At 68.7% G+C, this 20,799-nt stretch carries 14 protein-coding genes; 11 read left to right on the top strand and 3 right to left on the bottom strand.

Annotation, left to right across the window (positions count from 1 at the left end; translation table 11 throughout):
- Positions 1–92 precede the first annotated feature (92 nt).
- The 6 genes from AB0P21_RS25485 (at position 93) to AB0P21_RS25460 (ending at position 8,656) form a co-directional block, all read left to right on the top strand.
- Positions 93–518 carry a hypothetical protein gene (locus tag AB0P21_RS25485; RefSeq protein WP_363699688.1) on the top strand — a complete coding sequence of 142 codons (426 nt, stop codon included), beginning with the start codon at positions 93–95 and terminating at the stop codon, positions 516–518.
- A gap of 161 nt (positions 519–679) precedes the next feature.
- Positions 680–2,728: an AAA family ATPase gene (locus tag AB0P21_RS25480; protein WP_363699687.1), complete on the top strand. Its 2,049-nt coding sequence runs from the start codon at positions 680–682 to the stop codon at positions 2,726–2,728.
- A gap of 44 nt (positions 2,729–2,772) precedes the next feature.
- A complete protein-coding gene (locus AB0P21_RS25475) occupies positions 2,773–3,975 on the top strand; it encodes an ATP-grasp domain-containing protein (RefSeq protein ID WP_363699686.1) in 1,203 nt (400 codons plus the stop codon).
- Complete coding sequence (locus tag AB0P21_RS25470) at positions 3,972–5,615, top strand: IucA/IucC family protein (RefSeq protein WP_363699685.1); 1,644 nt, start codon at positions 3,972–3,974, stop codon at positions 5,613–5,615. Before AB0P21_RS25475 ends, AB0P21_RS25470 begins: the two co-directional genes overlap by 4 nt.
- A gap of 135 nt (positions 5,616–5,750) precedes the next feature.
- The gene (locus AB0P21_RS25465; protein WP_363699684.1) at positions 5,751–7,472 is read left to right on the top strand and encodes an IucA/IucC family protein; all 1,722 of its coding nucleotides are present in this window, start codon (positions 5,751–5,753) and stop codon (positions 7,470–7,472) included.
- Entirely contained in the window at positions 7,469–8,656 is a 1,188-nt protein-coding gene (locus AB0P21_RS25460) for a type III PLP-dependent enzyme (protein ID WP_363699683.1), read from the top strand. Before AB0P21_RS25465 ends, AB0P21_RS25460 begins: the two co-directional genes overlap by 4 nt.
- On the opposite strand, the gene AB0P21_RS25455 is transcribed toward AB0P21_RS25460, so the two are convergent.
- The 3 genes from AB0P21_RS25455 to AB0P21_RS25445 all read right to left on the bottom strand — a co-directional run bounded on the left by AB0P21_RS25455 (position 8,653) and on the right by AB0P21_RS25445 (position 12,608).
- Complete coding sequence (locus AB0P21_RS25455; RefSeq protein WP_363699682.1) at positions 8,653–10,872, bottom strand: NADP-dependent isocitrate dehydrogenase; 2,220 nt, start codon at positions 10,870–10,872, stop codon at positions 8,653–8,655. The two genes, AB0P21_RS25460 and AB0P21_RS25455, sit on opposite strands and share 4 nt — an antisense overlap.
- Before the next feature lie 127 nt (positions 10,873–10,999).
- The gene (locus AB0P21_RS25450) at positions 11,000–11,944 is read right to left on the bottom strand and encodes an alpha/beta fold hydrolase (RefSeq protein ID WP_363699681.1); all 945 of its coding nucleotides are present in this window, start codon (positions 11,942–11,944) and stop codon (positions 11,000–11,002) included.
- A 13-nt stretch (positions 11,945–11,957) separates the two neighbouring features.
- Positions 11,958–12,608 carry a TetR family transcriptional regulator gene (locus tag AB0P21_RS25445; protein WP_363699680.1) on the bottom strand — a complete coding sequence of 217 codons (651 nt, stop codon included), beginning with the start codon at positions 12,606–12,608 and terminating at the stop codon, positions 11,958–11,960.
- Between the two features lie 151 nt (positions 12,609–12,759).
- Here AB0P21_RS25445 and AB0P21_RS25440 point away from each other — a divergent pair, with 151 nt between their 5' ends.
- From AB0P21_RS25440 to AB0P21_RS25420, 5 genes are read left to right on the top strand one after another with little or no spacing between them, the layout of a single operon-like run.
- On the top strand, positions 12,760–15,336 hold the full coding sequence (locus tag AB0P21_RS25440) for a chitobiase/beta-hexosaminidase C-terminal domain-containing protein (RefSeq protein WP_363699679.1): 2,577 nt from the start codon (positions 12,760–12,762) through the stop codon (positions 15,334–15,336).
- Between the two features lie 57 nt (positions 15,337–15,393).
- Positions 15,394–16,365: a TIGR03885 family FMN-dependent LLM class oxidoreductase gene (locus AB0P21_RS25435; protein WP_363699678.1), complete on the top strand. Its 972-nt coding sequence runs from the start codon at positions 15,394–15,396 to the stop codon at positions 16,363–16,365.
- On the top strand, positions 16,362–18,035 hold the full coding sequence (locus AB0P21_RS25430) for an alpha-amylase family protein (RefSeq protein WP_363699677.1): 1,674 nt from the start codon (positions 16,362–16,364) through the stop codon (positions 18,033–18,035). Before AB0P21_RS25435 ends, AB0P21_RS25430 begins: the two co-directional genes overlap by 4 nt.
- Positions 18,036–18,085: 50 nt before the next feature.
- On the top strand, positions 18,086–18,409 hold the full coding sequence (locus AB0P21_RS25425; RefSeq protein ID WP_363699676.1) for a plasmid stabilization protein: 324 nt from the start codon (positions 18,086–18,088) through the stop codon (positions 18,407–18,409).
- Between the two features lie 12 nt (positions 18,410–18,421).
- The gene (locus AB0P21_RS25420; RefSeq protein WP_363699675.1) at positions 18,422–20,797 is read left to right on the top strand and encodes a phosphoketolase family protein; all 2,376 of its coding nucleotides are present in this window, start codon (positions 18,422–18,424) and stop codon (positions 20,795–20,797) included.
- The last annotated feature ends 2 nt before the right edge of the window (positions 20,798–20,799 follow it).

Below are 20,799 nucleotides of genomic sequence, written 5' to 3'. Positions count from 1 at the left end.
AATGTCCGGACGTTGCGGAGCGGACCAGCCCGACCGCAGCGCGTAATGCTGTTGCGGCAGGCAACAATTCTGGCGGCCCGTAGAGTGGCCGGGTGGAGAACGAGGCGAGTTGGCGGGACCGGCGGCGGGATGCCTCCATCGAGCAGGCGGCCGCGCTGACCCGGCGGCGGGCGGCCGAGACCGCGAAGGCCCGCGGCCTGCTGGCGGATTTCCGCGCCGAGCTGACGGCCCGGGGGATCGAGCCCGGCCCGTTGCGGGCGCAGGTGGTGGGGAGCGGAGCGAGCTACCGCACCGGCCTGACGGGGTGGTACCTGAAGCGCAACCGGTCGCTCGGGCTGGATGTCGAGGGCAACTTCTACATCCTCGGCACTCCCGCCAGCCTGAAGGCGCGGTTGTTCGGGGTGAAGCTGCTGCCGTCCGACCCACCGCTGAACGTCGGGCAGGGCGCCCGCGACGGTGAGTCGCTGCCGTTGGCCGAGCTGCTCCAGAACCGGCTCGACGAGGCCCCGGCCGAATAATCGGGTTGCCGGGCCCAGGGCGCGCTGGTAGCGTCGCCGGTCTGTCTTTTCGGGTGGCTTCCGAGCACTACGTGAAGGATCGAATCGAACCGGACTGCTCCGGGGCGGGATCTGTTACCGCCGCCAGTCCCGTCGTTCCGTCACGAACAGAGGCTCCTTCCATGCCAGTACTCCGTCCTGTCGCCGCTCCCGAGCTCGACGCCGAGCGGGCCTTCCTCGCCGAGGCTCGGGCCGCCCTGGCCCGGATGCACCAGGAGGTGGAGGAGCGCGACGTCCCGCTGATCGGCGGCGAGGACAACGACGAGCGCTTCACCAACGAGGCGAACGAGCGGGCCAAGCGGATGCGCACCCAGGCGCTGCTCGATCTGCCGGACGTCCCGCTGTTCTTCGGGCGGCTCGACTACGAGGCCGGCACCATCGAGGGGATCGACCTGATCTACATCGGTCGCCGGCACGTCCACGACGGCAGCGGGACGCCGCTGGTGATCGACTGGCGGGCGCCGGTCTCGGTGCCCTTCTACCGGGCGACCCGCAGCGACAGGCAACACGTTCTGATGCGCCGGAGGTACGGGTTCTCCGACGTCGCCGAGCTGACCGGCTTCGAGGACGAGCCGCTGATCGGGGCCGGCGAGACCGATCAGGCCGACGCCTTCCTGCGCGCCGAGATCGAGCGACCGCGGACCGGGCCGATGCGCGACATCGTGGCCACCATCCAGCCCGAGCAGGACGACCTGGTCCGGGCGCCGCTGCATCCGAGCGTCTGCGTGCAAGGTGCCCCTGGCACCGGCAAGACGGCCGTCGGTCTGCACCGGGTCGCCTATTTGCTCTACACCGAGCGGGAGCGGCTGACGCGAGGTGGCGTCGTGATCGTCGGGCCGAACCGTTCCTTCCTCTCCTACATTCGCAAGGTGCTGCCGGCCCTCGGTGAGGTCGACGTCCGGCAGATCACCATCGACGAACTGATCAACCAGCCCGCGACGGCGACCGACGAGCCCGCGGCCGCGCGACTCAAGAGCGACGTCCGGATGGCCGGCGTGCTGCACCGCGCGCTGTGGTCCTACGTCACCGCTCCGACCGAGGGAATCCTTTACAGCAAGGGCTCCCAGCGCTTCCGGGTGCACGACTACGAGGTGGTCGACATCGTCGCGGCCCTGCGCGAGTCCACCCGGTACGCTCCCGGCCGGGATGCCTTGGCGCAGCGGATCGCGCACGCAGTACTGGTGTTGATGGAGCAGCGGGGTGAGTCGCCGGACGACCGGACCCAGAACGCCGTGGCCCGGTCCAAGCCGGTGAAGGCGATGCTCGACACGGTCTGGCCGCGCGTCGCCCCGGCGCAGGTCCTGCATCGGTTGCTGTCCGACGCCGACTTCCTGGCGCAGTGCGCGGGTGACGAGTTCAGCGCGGACGAGTGCGCGGACCTGCTCTGGCAGAAGCCGGCCCGCTCCTGGAAGTCGGCGAAGTGGTCGGCGGCCGACATCTTGCTGCTCGACGAACTGGAAGACCTGATCGAGCGCCGTTCGGGTTCGCTCGGCCACCTCGTCCTGGACGAGGCGCAGGACCTGTCAGCCATGCAACTGCGCGCGTTGGGACGACGGTGCCGCACTGGCTCCGCGACCGTCCTCGGAGATCTTGCGCAAGCAACCGCCGCAGCGGCGGCCGGGCCTTGGGAGCGAGTCCTCGGTCATCTCGGGAAGTCCGACGCACTGGTGGTCGAGCTCGATCGTGGGTTCCGCGTCCCTGACCAGATCATCAACTTCGCGGCGAAACTGCTGCCGCAGATCGCCCCGACGCTCGGCGTACCGCGTGGGGTGCGTACGGTCGCTGACGCGTTAACCATCGCCCGCACCGGTGAAGACACCTTCGTGCCGGCTCTCGTCGAAGCCTGCCGTACTGCGTTGGCCGGAGACGGATCGGTCGCCCTGATCGCCGCCGACGACCAAGTCGCCGCCCTCCGTGATGCGCTCGTCGAGGCCGGTCTGCAGCCCGCGCTGCTCGGCGCCACCGAGGACGAGATGGACACCTCCCGGCTGGTCTGCGTCCCGGCCACACTCGCGAAGGGACTGGAGTTCGACTCGGTCGTCGTGGCCGAGCCGGCCCAGATCGTGGCGGCCGAACCGCGTGGCCTGCAACGGCTTTACGTCGTCCTGACCCGGGCGGTCAGCAGCCTGCAGATCGTGCACGCGACATCGTTGCCAACGGCATTGATCTGATCCCGGTTGAGCCTTTAGGTGACCCTTACCTAACATAGGTCACTATGCGGTTGTACCTGCTCGCCCTGCCACCGACCGATTCCGTCACGGAAGGATTCCTGCCTGCGGCCCAGCGCCTCGGTCTCGACGTCACCGTGATCACGGATCACGCCGAACCCCACCGGCGCGCCTACGCCGGACTGGCCGTGGTCCCGGAGGTGGTCGAGCTGGACCCGCGGGACTTCCGCGAGGTGATCAGCTTCGTCTCCCGGCATCATCCGCCGGCCGCGATCTTCAGCAACAGCGACCATCTGCAGACCCAGACCGCCCTGGCCGCGCAGTACTTCGGGCTGCCGGCCAAGGACTGGAAGGCGACCTTCCGCGCCAAGAACAAGGCCCAGCTGCGGCGGCACCTGGCGGCCACCGGGCTGGACACCGTCCGGTCCGCGGAAGTGGCTCCTGGCAACGATCCCGCTGAGCTGGCCGAGCTGGACATCCCGTTCCCCTGCATCGTCAAGCCGCGGGAGGGAGTCGCCAGCGAGGACGTGGCGCTGGCCGAGAACCTCGACCAGTTGCTGGCCGCCGCGCGGGGGATCCGCGAGCGCCGCCCGACCGGTGGGCTGGTGATCGAGGAGTACCTCGAAGGTCAGCTCTGCACGCTGGAGACGCTCGGCGACGCCACCACGCGTCACGTGGTCGGCGGGTTCCGGACCGAGGTGCTGCTGCCCACCTTCATCGAGAAGCTGCTGGAGTTCGTCCCCCAGCACCCGCAGCCGGTGGTCGACCAGATCCTCGCGCAGCTCGACGAGGTCGGGGTGGGGCTCGGCGCCTGCCACACCGAGTTCGTCATCCAGGCCGATGGCCGGGCGCGGATCATCGAGGTGAACTACCGCGCGATCGGCGACCGTCTCGATCTGCTGCTGCCCAGGTTGCTCGGCATCCCGTACTTCGAACTGGTACTCCGCGTCCACCTCGGCGAGGCGCTGCCGGCCGACCTCGGCATCCGCAGCGGCCTGCTGACCCACAGCTTCTACCTCTGCGCCGACCAGGCCGGCACGCTGACCACGGCCCCGGAGGCAACCGACCAGGTGATCGACGGCGTCGAGCTCTCGTACCGTCCGCTGCGGGCGATCGGCGAGACTCATCCGCTGCACGGCACCAACCGGGACTACCTCGGCGTGATCGAGACGATCGGACCCGACCTGGACGAAGTACGGCGGGTCGCCGCCGAGTTCCTCGAGGCTCACCGCTGGGAGATCACCCCGTGAGCGCTGAAGACCGGCTCACCCTACGGGTGCTGTCCGCGCTCCTTCGCGAGGGCGTGCTCGAGGTCGGCACGCTGGACGAGCGGGCCGACGGTTTGTGGTTGCGCGGCGAGGACTTGGCGCTGCCGGTCGTCAAGGAAGGCTTCCAGTGCGAGTACGCCGCTCGCCTGCCACTCCTGGAGCTCAACGGCCAGCCAGTCACCGGCCTCGACCACCTCATCGCAGTACTGCGTGAGCGCGCCGACCCGCAGGACCAGGGCGGCTACGACGCCTTCGCCGAGGAATGCCGGCAGACACTCGCCACTATGGACCTGCACGACCAGGTGCAGCCAAGCGTGGTAGCCGCGCTGGGTGCTCGGTACGGCAGCGACCCGGCACAGTGGACAGGCCTGGGCGACTCGCTCGCTCAGGACACGCTGGCCGCCTTCGTGGACCACCCTGTCTACCCGACCGCGCGGGGGCGGTCGGGGCTCACCGAAGACCAGTTGGAGCGCTATGCGCCCGAGTTCCATCCTTCGTTCAAGCTGCGCTGGATCGCAGTGCCGAGTGACGGAGTTGCCTTCCAGGGCAAGGAGTTGCCGCCGTGGTGGCCGACCCCGGCGCAGATCGGGCTGCCCGAGCTAGGCGGATATCTGACACTGCCGGTGCATCCCTTGACGCTGCAGGCAGTCAACGGAGTCAAGGGACCTGAGCCGTACCTGGACGTGGTGCCGACGCTGTCCATGCGGAGTGTGGCCGTCGTCCAGGATCCCCGGCATCACCTCAAGCTGCCGCTGGCGACCGCGACCCTCGGCGTACGCAATCGCCGGACCATCAAGGCGGGTGTCCTGCCGGATGGAGCGGCGGGGGAGCGGCTGATGCTCAGTGTCATCAAGCAGGAGCCGCGGTTCGCCACCACGATTCTCAACGCCGACGAGCAGACCTATTGGGAGAGCGGCGACGAGCTGCTGGCCGTCCTGCTGCGCCGCTATCCGACCGACCTTGATGATGCGGTGATCGTGCCGTTGGCCGCCTTGCCCGCCACCGCGCCGAGCGGCCGACTCGTCATCGAGCAGCTCGCGGACACCTTCTACGGCAGCGACCTCCTCGCCCTGTACGACGCCTTCCTGGTCCTGCTGTTCGACTGGCAGACCACCCTCTTCCGCTACGGCATCGCGCTGGAGTCGCACCAGCAGAACACCTCGCTCGTCCTCGACCGGGTCGACGGCGTGACCCGGATCCGACTGCTCTACAAGGACAACGACGGGCTGCGGATCAATCCGGCCCGGTTGGCCGCGAGCCTGCCGGTCGAGGTGTTCGACGATGCCCGAGTCTTCACCGACGGGGATCGCCCGCTGACCGACCTGTTCACCACCATCACGGTCCATCTCTGCGCGGCTTCTCTCGCCTTCGCGCTGGCCGACCGGATCCCGGTGGAGCGCTCCCTCGGCGTACTGCGGCAGCGGCTGACCGAGGCCGTCGACGCCCTCGGAACCGACGGCGCCGCGTTGCGCGCCGACCTGCTCGATGCCGATCGGCTGCCGATCAAGGCGATGGTGACGGCCGGAACGCTGCTCAGCAAGGCGCGCTCAGGCGCCGCCGACATCAACAAGCACTACACCACCGGCCCGAACTACCTCCGTGGCGCGGCGGACGCGCGATGACCACCGCGTCCCCGCCACGGATCCCTTCGGACCGGCAGTATTTAGGGATGGCCTTTCTCTCGCTGCCCGCTGCCGGTCACCGCGCTGTGCGCGCCCTTCGTCGTTTTCGCCCCTCGTCCTCTCCTGGAGCCATATATGCCTGCGTCCGCACAGTCGATCACCTCAACCGGCACCAAGCTGCCCAGCGCTGACCACGTCGTCGCGCACACCCTGCTGAACTGCGTCCTCCGCGAGGTCTCCAGCCCTGAGCACCAGGGCACCGTGATCGACGGCCACCTGCTGATCCGCCTTCCGCGGTGCGGCGCTCTGCTCCGCGTCGCGCTCCGGCGTACCTCGCTGATCGGCGCCCACCGGTTCACCGGCCCGGTCGCCACCGAGGGCCCGCTCGGCTGGACCGAGCTCAGCTGGCAGCAGCTCGCCGAGTACGTCGGTCAGGAGCTGGCGCTGCGCAGCGGCTTCGGCAACGAGGAGTTCCTCGAGCAGGTCGCCTTGAGCCACGAGGGCGTCACGAACGCGCTGGAGAGCCGCGGCGAGGCCGGCCCGGACCGCTACCTGGAGTCCGAGCAGGCGCTGGTCTTCGGCCACCGCTTCCACCCCGCGCCCAAGTCCCGGTCGGAAGGTGCGGACTCGTGGACCAACTACGCGCCGGAGGCTCGCGCGTCCTTCCCTTTGCGCTACCTCGCGGTCCGCGAAGAGCTGCTCGCCGAGGAGAGCCTCACCGACCAGGCGACCGCACTGCTCGACAACCTGTACGACGTACCCGCCGGGTACCGCGTGCTGCCGGCGCACCCGTGGCAGTACGAGTTGCTGCAGGACAACCAGGCCTTGCGCGGTGCCCTCGCGCGCGGCGACGTACTCGATCTCGGGACTGGTGGCGGCCACTTCACCCCGACGGCCTCGGTGCGCACGCTGCACGGCGCGGAGGCGTTCCTGAAGTTCAGCCTGAATGTCCGGATCACCAACTGCCTGCGCAAGAACGCCGCGTACGAGCTGACTGGCGCCGTCGCGATCACCAGACTGCTGGCACCGGCCCTCGACGACCTGGCCGCTCGATTCCCCGACGCTGCGATGCTGCGCGAGCCCGCGTTCCGCACGCTGGGCCTGCCGGGCCCGGACGGTACGCCGGACGTCTCGCTGTTCGAGGGTTTCGGGTTGATCGTCCGCGACAGCCTGGACAGCGTCGTACGCCCCGGCCTGACCCCGCTGCTCGCGGCCGCGGTCGCCGACGAGTACCCGACCAGCTCGGCGCAGATCTCGCGGCTGCTCGACGGCGCCGGCCCCGAGGAAGCGTTGACCTGGTGGACGACGTACCTGCGGCTGCTGCTTCCGCCCGTCCTCGCCGCGTACTTCGACCACGGCGTCGTGCTGGAGCCGCACCTGCAGAACGTGATGGTCTGCGTGGACGACAGCAATCACCCGGCCCAGATCCTCTTCCGCGACATGGAGGGGACCAAGCTGGTGCCCGACCAGAACGCGGCGCTGCTGGCCCAGCTGCCGCTCGATGTCGCCCAGCCGATGACGTACGACGCACAGCGCGGCTGGGACCGGGTCGTCTACTGCCTGCTGGTCAACAACGTCTCCGAGGTGCTCGCCGCGATCGCAGACCAGTACCCGGAGCTGGAAGGCGAGTTGTGGGAGACCGTGCGAGCCACCCTGCAGTCGTACGCCGATGAGCACGGCAGCCGGCCGAGGCTGAGCGCGCTGCTCGCCGGTGTTCCGCTGCCTGCCAAGGCCAACATGCTGATCCGCTGGGCCCGCAAGGCCGACCGCGAGGCGGAGTACGTGCTGCTGCCGTCGCCGATCGCCGAGTCGGTGCTGGCAGCGGCAGCTCGGCCGGCCGCTTGGAACCGGCGATGACGGCTGCGGTCCGTGATTTCGTCGCGGCGCTGGAACCGGAGGCGTTCCCGGCGTACGTGTACGACCTGGCCGCCCTGCGAACTCATGTGACTCGGGTCCGCGCCGCGCTGCCGGACCGGGTCGAGCTGTACTACGCGGCGAAGGCCAACCCCGAGACGGCCGTCCTGACCACGTTGCACGGGATCGTGGACGGCTTCGAGGTGTCCAGCGGGGGAGAGTTGGCGCACGTTCACCAGGCTGAGCCTGCCGCGCGGTTGGCTTTCGGGGGACCGGGCAAGACGATGACCGAGATCGCGGCGGCGCTCCAGGTTGGCGTGCACCGGTGGCATGTGGAGAGCGTGCAGGAGATCCATCAGTTGGCCGCCGCGCTGGCTGGGATGCCCGAGGTCACGCTCGACATCCTGCTCCGGGTGAATCTGCCGGTGGTGGCCGGTTCGCTGGACAAGGTCTCGCTCGCGATGGGCGGGCGGCCGAGTCCGTTCGGGCTGGATCCTCTGGGCGCGGACGAGTGCATGCAACTGCTGGCAGGACCGCTCGGCGAGCAGTTGCGGCTGCAGGGCATCAACGCTCACCTGGCCAGCGGGCTGGCCGCCAGTGAGCAACTGTTGCTGGCCGAGCAGATCGTGGAGTGGTCGAAGCTGTTCGCCGAGCGCTACGGCCACACCTTCAGCGAGGTCAACATCGGTGGTGGCATGGCTGTCGACTACGCCGATTCCACGGCGCTCTTCGACTGGGTCGCCTTCGGAGCGGGCCTGAAGAAGCTGCTCGACTGGCATCCCGGGCTGACGCTGCGACTCGAGCCCGGACGCGCGCTCACGGCGTACTGCGGCTGGTATGTGACCGAGGTACTGGATGTGAAGCGCAGCCACGGCGAGGACTTCGCGGTGGTCAAGGGCGGCACGCATCACCTGCGTACGCCGGCCACGAAGGGCCACGACCAGCCGTTCATGGTGCTCAACGTGAATCGCTGGCCGCACTCGTGGCCACGGCCCGTCGCGAGAGGACTGGTCACCCTCACCGGTCAGCTCTGTACGCCGAAGGACGTGCTGGCTTCCCGGGTCCCGGTCGGCGTCATTCGCGCCGCCGACCGGGTCCTGTTCGGGTTAGCGGGTGCCTACGCGTGGAACATCTCGCACCACGAGTTCCTGATGCACCCGCATCCGACGTTTCACTTCATTGACTAGGCCAAGGTGGCCAGGGCGTCGTTCCAGGTCTTCGACGGGCGCATGATCGCGGCCGCCTTGGCCGGGTCGGGCTGGTAGTAGCCGCCCAGGTCGACCGGGCTGCCCTGCACGGCCTGCAGCTCGCCGATGATGGTCTGCTCGTTGCTGGTCAGCGTCTCGGCCACCTCGGTGAACGACTTCGCCAGCTCGGCGTCGTCGGTCTGCTTGGCCAGCTCCTGGGCCCAGTACAGGGACAGGAAGAAGTGGCTGCCGCGGTTGTCGATGCCACCGACGCGACGGGTCGGCGACTTGTCCTCGTTCAGGAAGGTCGCCGTCGCCCGGTCCAGGGTGTCCGCGAGGACCTGGGCCCGGGCGTTGCCGGTGGTCTGGGCCAGGTGCTCGAAGCTCGCGGCCAGCGCGAAGAACTCACCCAGGCTGTCCCAGCGCAGGTAGTTCTCCTTCACCAGCTGCTGCACGTGCTTCGGCGCCGAGCCACCCGCGCCGGTCTCGAACAGACCGCCGCCGGCCATCAGCGGGACGACCGACAGCATCTTCGCGCTGGTGCCCAGCTCGAGGATCGGGAACAGGTCGGTCAGGTAGTCACGCAGCACGTTGCCGGTCACCGAGATGGTGTCCTCGCCGCGCCGGATCCGGTCCAGCGAGAACTTGATCGCCTCCACCGGCGCCAGGATCTTCAGGTCCAGGCCCTCGGTGTCGTACTCGGTCAGGTACTCGGTGACCTTGGTGATCAGCAGCGCGTCGTGGGCGCGGGTCTCGTCCAGCCAGAACACCGCCGGGCTACCGGTGGCGCGGGCCCGGGTGACGGCCAGCTTGACCCAGTCCCGGATCGGCGCGTCCTTGGTCTGGCAGGCGCGGAAGATGTCGCCGGCGGCGACCTCCTGCTCCAGTACTACGTTGCCTTCGGCATCGACCAGCCGGACGGTGCCGGCCGCGGCCAGCTCGAAGGTCTTGTCGTGACTGCCGTACTCCTCGGCCTTCTGCGCCATCAGGCCGACGTTCGGGACCGAGCCCATCGTCGCCGGGTCGAACGCGCCGTTCTCGCGGCAGTCGTCCAGGACGACCTGGTAGATGCCGGCGTAGCTGCTGTCCGGCAGCACCGCGAGGGTGTCCTGCTCGTCGCCGGCCGGGCCCCACATGTGGCCGGAGGTGCGGATCATGGCCGGCATCGAGGCGTCGACGATCACGTCGGACGGCACGTGCAGGTTGGAGATGCCCTTGTCGGAGTCGACCATCGCCAGCTCCGGGCCGTCGGCCAGCTCGGCGTCGAACGAGGCCTTGATCGCGTCGCCGTCGGGCAGCGCGGCCAGGCCGTGATAGATCCCGCCGAGACCGTCGTTGGGGGACAGGCCGGCCGGGGCCAGCGTCGCGCCGTACTGCTCGAAGGTCTTCGGGAAGAACCGGCGGACCACGTGGCCGAACACGATCGGGTCGGAGACCTTCATCATGGTGGCCTTCAGGTGCACCGAGAACAGCACGCCGTCGGCCTTGGCCCGGGCGATCTGGGCGGTCAGGAACTCGTCCAGCGCGGCGACGTGCATCACCGAGGAGTCGACGACCTCGCCGGCGAGCACGGGGATCGACTCCCGCAGTACGGTCGTGGCGCCGTCGGCCCCGACGAACTCGATCCGCAGCGTGTCGTCGGCCGCCAGCACCAGCGACTTCTCGGTCGAGCGGAAGTCGCCGCCGGCCATCGTCGCGACGTTGGTCTTGGAGTCGGCGGTCCAGGCACCCATCCGGTGCGGGTGGGTCTTGGCGTAGTTCTTCACCGAGGCGGGCGCGCGGCGGTCCGAGTTGCCCTCGCGCAGGACCGGGTTCACGGCCGAGCCCTTGGTGCTGTCGTAGCGGGTGCGGATCTCCCGCTCCTCGTCGGTCTTCGGCTCGTCCGGGTACTCCGGCAGCGCGTAGCCCTGGCTCTGCAGCTCGGCGATCGCGGCCTTCAGCTGCGGGGCCGAGGCGGAGACGTTCGGCAGCTTGATGATGTTCGCGCCCGGCGTCTTGGTCAGCGCGCCGAGCTCGGCGAGCGCGTCCGGGATCCGCTGGTCCTCGGTCAGGTGGTCGCCGAAGACGGCGATGATCCGCCCGGCCAGCGAGATGTCCCGGGTCTCCACGCCTACCCCGGCCTGCGCGGCGTACGCCTGGATCACCGGCAGGAACGAGTACGTCGCCAGGGCCGGGGCCTCGTCCGTATGGGTGTAGATGATGGTCGACTCAGTCACTCGCGTCTGTCCTCTGCTCCGTCGATGTCACTCCCGGGCCACCCCGTGAGGCAGTTCCCACCTTAGTAGGCCGACCGGCCGGGACGGACCGGGAGTGGCGATGGTCACCGACCGTCGCATACCACTGTCACCGCTGGGCCCCGGCGGTGAGCGAGATGTCCTGGGCCTTGGGCGACAGCGCGGGCAGCGGCGTCCGCCGCAGGTACCGGTCGAACCAGTCGACGGCCTGCTTCATCGCGGCGCCCAGCCCGGGCTCGGAGTACAGGCCCATGGCGTCGAAGGGCAGGATCTCGAGGTGTTTGGGCTGGCCGGCCTTCGCGAACGAGGTCTGCACCTCGGACAGCTCGTGGTACGGGTCCGGACCGCCGTTGGTGACGATCAGCAACGGGGTGGGCGCCAGCCGGTCGATCAGGTACTCCGGCGCCCAGGTGAGGAAGTGCTCGTGCGATTCGAGCAGGATCTCGTTGCGGAAGCTCGGGTAGCTGTCGGCCAGGTCGACGTAGCTCTGGCTGACCTCGTCACCAGCCTTACCGAACTGCAACCAGGGCACGGCCTGACCGTCGTGACTGCCGGCCCGCTGCTCGAAGTCGGCCTGTAGGGAGTCGCGCAGCTTGCCGAACGCGGGACTGCCGGCGATCTTGAGAGTGGCCGACCACCCGTTCAGCATCGACGGGCTCTGCGCCACCACGCAGCCGATCCGCCGGTCGAGGACCGCGGTCTGGATCACCACCGATCCCGCGACGCTGTTGCCCCAGATCCCGATCCGGTCGGCGTCGACCTCGTCGCGGCCCTGCAGGTACGAGATCGCGTTGCGGAAGTCGGTCACCTGCTGCTCGGGGAAGAGTTGACCGCGCGGCTCTCCCTCACTGCCACCGGTACTGCGGTAGTCGATCGCCAGCACGGCGAACCCGGCCTCCACCAGGTACTTCGCCGGCGCGGCGATCATCTCCTTGACCTTCACCCCGCTCTCCCCGCAGACCACGCCGGGGACCGGTCCGGGAGTGTCGGGCAGGTAGAGATCCGCGGCGCAGGTCAGGCCGGCGCTGGTGTAGTTGACGGTTTCGACTCGCATGATGCTCTTCCTCTCACTGGTTGTGCTTCAGTCCGTGCAGGCCTTTCTCCGCGAGCTGGGCGATCTCCGCGCCGCTCCCGGTCAGGCCGGGGCCGATCAGGGCGAGCAGTGCCGCGCTGATCCGCTGCCGGCCGGCTTCGGTGTCGTCCAGTTCGAGCGAGCGGACCAGGTGCTGGTGCAGGATCGTGAGACCGAGCTTCATCGCGGTGAGTACGGCGGCCAGCGTGCGGGCCGGTACGGCGTCGTCCCCGGTCGCGCGCTGGTCGCCCGGGCCGAGGTGCTCGACCGCGATGGCCACCATCTCGTCGAACATCGCCGCCGCGCCGGGGGAGTCGTCGACCAGGGCCCGGGACAGGTAGGCCATCACGGGCGGCGCGCCGCGGTACTCCGCGGACAGGAACTCGGGGTCCTCGAGTCGCCGCTCGACGATCCCGGCCTGCGTCTCCCGCCGGATGAACTCCACCGTGTAGCTGTCACAGGCCTCGATCAGCTTCGCCTTGGTGCCGAAGTGATGCTGCACCAGGCCGACGGAGACCCCGGCCGCCGCGGCCACCGAGCGCAGCGAAGTACCGGCGAAGCCGCCGGTGGCGAACTGCCGCAGCGCGGCGTTCCTGACCTTCGCCCGGCCGGTCAGATCGGCGTCGTCGGTCTCCGATAGGTTCATATCCCTGACAATACGAGCGTATTGCCGACAGGTCAAACGTACTGGCGGCTTCCGCGCTCTTCCGCGCGGGCGGAAAGAGGTCTACATTCACCGGAACGTGAGAGCGCTCTCACTCTCATCCTCCTGCATTCCGCCCCCGGAGGTGGTTCCCGTGACCCCTGACCCCCAAAGAACCCGTCGACGTCGCCCGCGCTGGCGCGCCGCGATCGTCGCGCTCGTGCTGGCTGTCTGCTCGACCCTCCTGGTGGGTGGCGTGGCGACAGCGGCCGACGACTACACGCAGTCCGCCACCTCGCTGAACGCGACCCAGGCCCAGATCTCGTTCACTCCGACCACCGCGGCGGTCTACGTCGACGTGCACTACGTCGTCGCGGGGCAGGGCCAGCAGAACTTCCGGATGGACCTGTCCGGCGGCACCTGGCGCAAGACCGTCAGCGGGCTGTCCACGGGCAGCACCATCGACTACTGGTTCACCTACGAGAAGAGCGGGCCGCAGTACGACACGCCGCACTTCAGCTACACCCACGGCGGCGGTACGACGACGGTCGCGACGCCGACCTTCTCGCCGGCCGCCGGGACCTACCCGACCGCGCAGTCGGTGACGATCTCGACCGCCACCTCGGGCGCCACCATTCGCTACACGCTGGACGGCTCCACGCCGACCGCGTCGTCGACGCTCTACAGCGGCGCGATCTCGATCACCAGCAACAAGACGGTGAAGGCGATCGGCCTCAAGTCCGGCTCGGCCAACTCGGCGGTCGCGACCGCGGGCTATGTCATCGGCACCCCGGTGGCGACGCCGACCTTCTCCCCGGCGGGCGGCAGCTACACGTCGGCCCAGACGGTGACCATCTCCACCGCCACCTCCGGCTCGACCATCCGCTACACGGTCGACGGCTCCACCCCGACCGCGTCCTCCACCCTGTACACCGGGCCGATCAGCGTGCCGTCGACGCGGACGGTGAACGCGATCGGGATCAAGTCCGGTCTGGCCAACTCCGCCGTCGCGAGCGCGACGTACACGATCGGCACCACGCAGGTCAGCTGCACCACCCAGCCCGACGTGCCGAACTTCGGCCCGAACACCCGGATCTTCGACCCGAGCATGCCGGCCGCGACCATCCAGGCGCAGCTGGACGCCGACTTCAACGCGCAGAAGGACACCCTGGCGCACCAGATGGGCAACGGGCGGATCGCGCACCTGTTCAAGCCCGGCGCGTACAGCGTGCACGACGACGTCGGCTACTACACCTCGGTCGCGGGCCTCGGCCAGAACCCCGGTGACGTGGTCATCAACGGCGCCATCACGGTGGACGCCTTCAACGAGTCCGACCAGGGCGTCGCGCTGCAGAACTTCTGGCGGTCCGCGGAGAACATGGCAGTGAACCCGATCGGCGGCTCCAACCGCTGGGCGGTCGCGCAGGCGGCGCCGTTCCGCCGGATGGACATCCGCGGCAACCTGCAGCTCTACCCGGCCAGCTACGGCTTCGCCAGCGGCGGCTACATCGCCGACACCAAGGTGTCGGGCCAGACGGCCTCCATCTCGCAGCAGCAGTGGTACACCCGGGACAGCAACCTCGGCAGCTGGGCCGGTGGCGTCTGGAACATGGTCTTCTCCGGTACGCCGGGAGCTCCGCCGACCACCTTCCCGAACCCGCCCGAGACCACCCTGGCCACCACGCCGGTCTCCCGCGACGTGCCGTACCTCTACCTTGACAGCGCCGGAAAGTACCGCGTGTTCACGCCGTCGCTGCGCACCAACGCGTCCGGCGCGAGCTGGGCGAACGGCTCCACCCCGGGCACCTCGATCCCGATGAGCCAGTTCTACGTGGTGAAGGCGGGCGACACCGCGTCGACCATCAACGCCGCGCTGGCCTCGGGCTGCAACCTGTTCTTCACCCCGGGCATCTACCACCTCAACCAGACCCTGAACGTGACCCGGGCCAACACCGTCGTGCTCGGCATCGGCTACCCGACGCTGATCCCGGACAACGGGGTCAACGCCATGCAGGTCGCCGACGTCGACGGCGTCAAGATCAAGGGCATCCTGTTCGACGCCGGTACGACGAACTCCGCGGCGCTGCTGACCGTCGGCCCGTCGGGCTCCTCGGCCAGTCACGCCTCGAACCCGACCACCCTGCAGGACGTCTTCTTCCGGATCGGCGGCTCGATCGCCGGGCACGCCACCACCAGCCTGATCGTGAACAGCCACAACACGATCATCGACCACATCTGGGCCTGGCGCGCCGACCACGGCAACGCGGGCACCTGGGGGTGGACGCAGGCCACCGGGGACACCGGATTGATTGTCAACGGCAACAATGTGCTGGCCACCGGGCTGTTCGTCGAGCACTACCAGAAGACCCAGGTGATCTGGAACGGCCAGGGCGGCAAGACGATCTTCTTCCAGAACGAGATGCCGTACGACGTGCCGAACCAGGCCAGCTGGAACCGGCCGAGCGGGAAGAACGGCTACGCGGCGTACAAGGTCGGCGACAACGTCACCTCACACGAGGCCTGGGGGCTCGGCAGCTACAACTTCTTCAACGTCAACCCGTCGGTGAGCGCGTACAACGCGTTCGAGGCGCCGAACAACGGAGGAGTCCGGTTCCACAGCCTGTGCACGGTCTCGCTGAACTACCAGGGCACGATCACCCACGTCATCAACGACACGGGTGGTGTCACACCGCCGGGGACCGTCCCGGTGAACGTCGTCAGCTACCCGTGATCTGACCTCGGACCTGTCCGGCCGCATGGCCGGGCAGGTCTGTGGGCACGGGGGAGGATGACTGTTTACGGATTCCATGCTTCTCACGAACAGATCCCGCCCGCAGATCTGTTGGCCGCGGTGGTGCGGGCCGAGCAGGTGGGGTTCACCGCGGCGATGTGTTCCGACCACTTCAGCCCGTGGAGCGCCCGGCAGGGGGAGTCCGGCTTCGCCTGGTCGTGGCTGGGCGCCGCGTTGCAGGCGACCGACCTGTCGTTCGGGGTGGTGAACGCCCCCGGACAGCGCTACCACCCGGCGATCATCGCGCAGGCGATCGGGACGCTCGGGTCGATGTTCCCCGGCCGGTTCTGGGCCGCGCTCGGCACCGGTGAGGCGAGCAACGAGCACATCACCGGTGGCGGCTGGCCGCGCAAGGAGGTGCGGCAGCAGCGGCTGGAGGAGTCCGTCGACGTGATCCGGAAGCTGTTGCAGGGTGAGGAAGTCAGCCACGACGGGCTGGTGACCGTCGATCGGGCCCGTGTCTGGACCCGTCCGGAGGAGCCGCCCGCGCTGCTGGCCGCGGCGGTCTCCACGGCGACTGCCGAGCGCAGTGCTGCCTGGGCGGACGGGCTGATCACCATCCCGTCCGGCGACGACGACCACCTGCGCCGGATGATCGCGGCGTACAAGGACAACGGCGGGCGCGGCAAGGTGTGCCTGCAGGTGCACGTGAGCTATCACCAGGACGAGGTCGAGGCGGTCCGGATCGCGCACGAGCAGTGGCGGTCCAACGTGTTCGCTCCGCCGTTCTGCTGGGACACCGACACCGCGGAGGCGTTCGACCTGGCGGCCGAGCACGTCAGCCCGGAGGCTATGCACGACGCGGTACGGATCTCGGCCGATCCGGGCCGGCACGCCGAGTGGCTGCAGGCGTACGCCGATCTGGGGTTCGACGCGATCTACCTGCATCACGTCGGGCAGGAGCAGTCGGAGTTCCTGGACGCCTTCGGCGCGAAGGTGCTGCCGCAACTGGAGGTGACCCGCCCGTGAGGCTGACCGAGACCGCTGACGTCTGGTGGAAGAACGCCGTCGTCTACTGCCTGGACATCGAGACCTACTTCGACACCGACGGCGACGGCCGCGGCGACATCCGCGGGCTGTCGCAGCGGATCGACCATCTGGCCGATCTCGGCGTCACGTGTCTGTGGCTGATGCCGTTCTACCCGACGCCCGATCGCGACGACGGCTACGACATCACCGACTTCTACGGCGTCGACCCGAACCTGGGCACCCACGGTGACCTGGTCGAGCTGATCACGCTCGCGCAGGACCGCGGCATCCGGGTGATCGCCGACCTGGTCGTGAACCACACCTCCGACCAGCACCCGTGGTTCCAGAGCGCGCGGAAGTCGCGCGATTCGAAGTACCGGGACTGGTACGTCTGGCAAGACCAGCCGCCGGCGAACGAGCACGAGGGGATCGTCTTCCCCGACCAGGAGGACAGCCTCTGGGAGTACGACGAGGAGGCCGGGCAGTACTACCTGCACCAGTTCTACAAGCACCAGCCTGACCTGGACATCGCGAACCCCGAGGTGCGCGCCGAGATCCTGAAGATCATCGGCTTCTGGCTGCAGCTCGGCCTGTCCGGTTTCCGGGTCGATGCGGTGCCGTTCCTGCTGGACACGGCCGGCTCGACCGACGCGGCGAATCTGGCCGACCCGCACGACTACCTGCGCGATCTGCGGGCCTTCCTGACCCGGCGGAACGGTCAGGCGGTGCTGCTCGGCGAGGTGAACCTGTCGTACAAGGACACTCGGACGTTCTTCGGTGACGAGGACGGCGACGAGCTAAATATGGTGTTCGACTTCATCGGGATGCAGAAGCTGTACCTGTCACTCGCGCGGTCGGAGCCGGCTGAGCTGGTCAAGGCGCTGCGGGAGCGGCCGGCGCCGCCGGAGGAGGCTCAGTGGGGCACCTTCGTACGGAACCACGACGAGCTGACGCTGGACAAGCTGTCGAAGGCCGAGCGGCAGGAGGTCTTCGACGCCTTCGGGCCGGACAAGGAGATGCAGCTGTACGGCCGCGGGCTGCGGCGCCGGTTGCCCGGGATGCTCGACAACAACCTGGACCGGATCAAGATGGTCTACAGCCTGCTGTTCTCGCTACCCGGTACGCCGGTGCTGTTCTACGGCGAGGAGATCGGGATGGGGGAGAACCTCGCCGCGGAGGGGCGGAGCGCAGTACGGACTCCGATGCAGTGGACGAAGGACGTCAACGGTGGCTTCTCGACCGCCGACCCCGACGACCTGGCCGGTCCGGTGGTGGAGGGTGAGCTCTCGCCCGAGCACGTCAATGTCGCCGATCAGCGGCAGGACCCGGACTCGCTGCTGAACTGGATCAAGCTGCTGGTCCGGCGCTACCGGGAGGCCCCCGAGCTGTCCTGGGGCGAGTGCACGATCCTCGATGTCGACTCCGCGTCGGTCTTCGCTCATCGTTCGGAGTACGAGGACGGGGTGGTGATCGCGGTCCACAACTTCGCCGGTACGCCGGCCGACGTCGTCCTGCCGGTCGCCGGAGCCGGTGTCGGCCTCCGGGTCACCGACCTGCTGACCGGCGAAACCACGCCGGTCGAGGCCGACGGCAGCCTGCCGCACCGGATCGACGGTTACGGCTCGTGCTGGCTGCGGGTCGTGCGGCCGGGGGACCGGTATCTCCTCTGATTGATGTCCGGACCGTGGGGTACTAGCGAAACGCCGGAGAGGAGACGAAGATGCCAGCAGGATCGAGCAAGAAGCGCGAACGGCAGTACGAGCACATCAAGGCCGGGCTGAAGAAGAGTGGCCGCAGCGAGGACACCGCTGAGGAGATCGCCGCTCGCACGGTCAACAAGGAGCGTGCCCGCTCCGGCGAGGCGAAGCAGAAGAGCCGAAGCTCCACCCACGACATCTCGTCCAGCCGGCGGGGCGGTCTGCGGTCCCACAGCGGGGCCCAGGGCCGGACCAAGGAACAGCTCTACAACGAGGCCAGGCAGAAGAACGTCAAGGGCCGATCCAAGATGAGCAAGGCCGAGCTGGAGAAGGCTGTCGGCCGCTAAGGGAGCACCACAGTGCAACTGATCGACGCCACCCCGCTGCGCGACGAGGAGTTGCAAGCCCTCGACGCCTACTGGCGGGCGGCCAACTACTTGTCCGTCGGCCAGATCTACCTGCTGGACAACCCGTTGCTGACCGAGCCGCTGCGGCCTGAGCACATCAAGCCGCGGCTGCTCGGGCACTGGGGGACGACCCCAGGGCTGAACCTGCTCTACACCCACCTCAACCGGGTGATCCGGCAGCGTGAGCGCGAGATGATGTACGTGATCGGGCCGGGGCACGGCGGCCCGGCGATCGTGGCGAACAGCTGGCTCGAGGGCAGTTGGTCGGCGACGTACCCGAGCACCGGGCAGGATCTGGCCGGGATGACGAAACTGTTCAAGCAGTTCTCGTTCCCCGGTGGCATCCCGAGTCACGTGGCGCCCGAAGTACCGGGGTCGATCCACGAGGGTGGCGAGCTGGGGTACTCGCTCAGCCACGCGTACGGCGCCGCCTTCGACAACCCGGATCTCGTGGTCGCCTGTGTGGTCGGCGACGGCGAGGCGGAAACGGGGCCGTTGGCAACGTCCTGGCACTCGAACAAGTTCGTCGACCCGCGCCGCGACGGGGCGGTGCTGCCGATCCTGCACCTGAACGGGTACAAGATCGCCAATCCGGCGATCCTGGCCCGGATCGGCGACGAGGAGCTGACCGCGCTGCTGCAGGGCTACGGTCACGACCCCTATCTGGTCGAGGGCTCCGATCCTGCGTCGGTGCATCAGGCCCTGGCTGCCACGATGGACCGCTGCCTGGACCGGATCGACGAGATCCAACTGGAAGCCCGTACTGCGACCGACGGCGTGCCGCCGCGATCGGCGTGGCCGATGATCGTGTTGCGGACGCCGAAGGGCTGGACCGGGCCGCACACGGTGGACGGCGTACCGGTCGAGGACACGTGGCGGGCGCATCAGGTGCCGCTGTCCGGCGTACGGACGAATGAGGAGCACCTTCGGCAGCTGGAGGACTGGCTGCGGAGTTACCGGCCGGACGAGTTGTTCGAGGCCGGCGGTCGGCCGGTGGCCGGAGTGCTGGAGTTGGCGCCGTCGGCGAAGCTGCGGATGGGGTCGAGTCCGCACGCCAACGGTGGGTCGATCACGCGCGAGCTGGAGTTGCCGGCGATCGCGGAGTACGCGGTACCGGTGAAGGCGCCGGGGGCCGAGGACGGTGAGCCGACCAAGGTGCTGGGGGCGTTCCTGCGGGACGTCTTCACCGCCAACGCGGAGCACCGGAACTTCCGGATGGTCGGGCCGGACGAGACCGAGTCGAACCGGTTGTCGGCGGTCTACGACGTCACTGGCAAGGCCTGGAACGCGGGCCGGCGGGACACCGACGAGCATCTCGCGGTCGACGGGCGGGTGCTGGAGATGCTCAGCGAGCACACCTGCCAGGGCTGGCTGGAGGGCTATCTGCTGACCGGGCGGCACGGGCTGTTCTCGTCGTACGAGGCGTTCGTGCACATCGTCGACTCGATGGTGAACCAGCACGCGAAGTGGCTGAAGACGGTGAACCGGCTGGACTGGCGCCGGCCGATCCCGTCGCTGAACTACCTGCTCACCTCGCACGTCTGGCGCCAGGACCACAACGGCTTCTCGCACCAGGATCCCGGCTTCATCGATCACGTGGTGAACAAGAAGGCGGAGGTGGTGCGGGTCTATCTGCCGCCGGACACCAACACCCTGCTCTCCACGATGGACCATTGCCTGCGGACCCGTAACTACGTCAATGTCGTTGTCGCAGGCAAGCAACCGCAGCCGAGCTGGCTGGACTGGGACACGGCGGCGCTGCACTGCGCCCGCGGGATCGGCGTCTGGGACTTCGCCAGCAACGACGACGGCGAGCCGGACGTGGTGATGGCCTGCGCCGGTGACGTGCCGACGCTGGAGACGCTCGCCGCGGTCGACCTGCTGCGCGAACACCTGCCGGAGCTGAAGATCCGGGTGGTGAACGTGGTCGACCTGATGCGGCTGCAGGACGCGACCGAGCACCCGCACGGGCTGACCGATCGGGACTTCGACGCGCTGTTCCCGCCGGAGACGCCGGTGATCTTCGCGTACCACGGGTATCCGTGGCTGATCCACCGGTTGACCTACCGGCGGCACAACCACGCGAACCTGCACGTTCGCGGTTATATCGAGGAGGGGACCACGACCACGCCGTTCGACATGGTCGTGCTCAACAACCTCGACCGGTTCCACCTGGCGATGGACGTGATCGACCGGGTGCCTTCGCTGGGCAGTCACGCGGTGTCGGAGCGGCAGTGGTTCGCCGACCAGCGGACCCGGCACCGCGCCCACGTCACGACGTACGGCGAAGATCTGTCGGAGGTTCGCGACTGGCGCTGGAGCCGGTAGAG

Source organism: Kribbella sp. NPDC056861, assembly GCF_040687575.1.
In the GTDB taxonomy this organism is placed as follows: Bacteria; Actinomycetota; Actinomycetes; order Propionibacteriales; family Kribbellaceae; genus Kribbella.
This window is presented reverse-complemented; position numbering and strand designations above follow the sequence as displayed.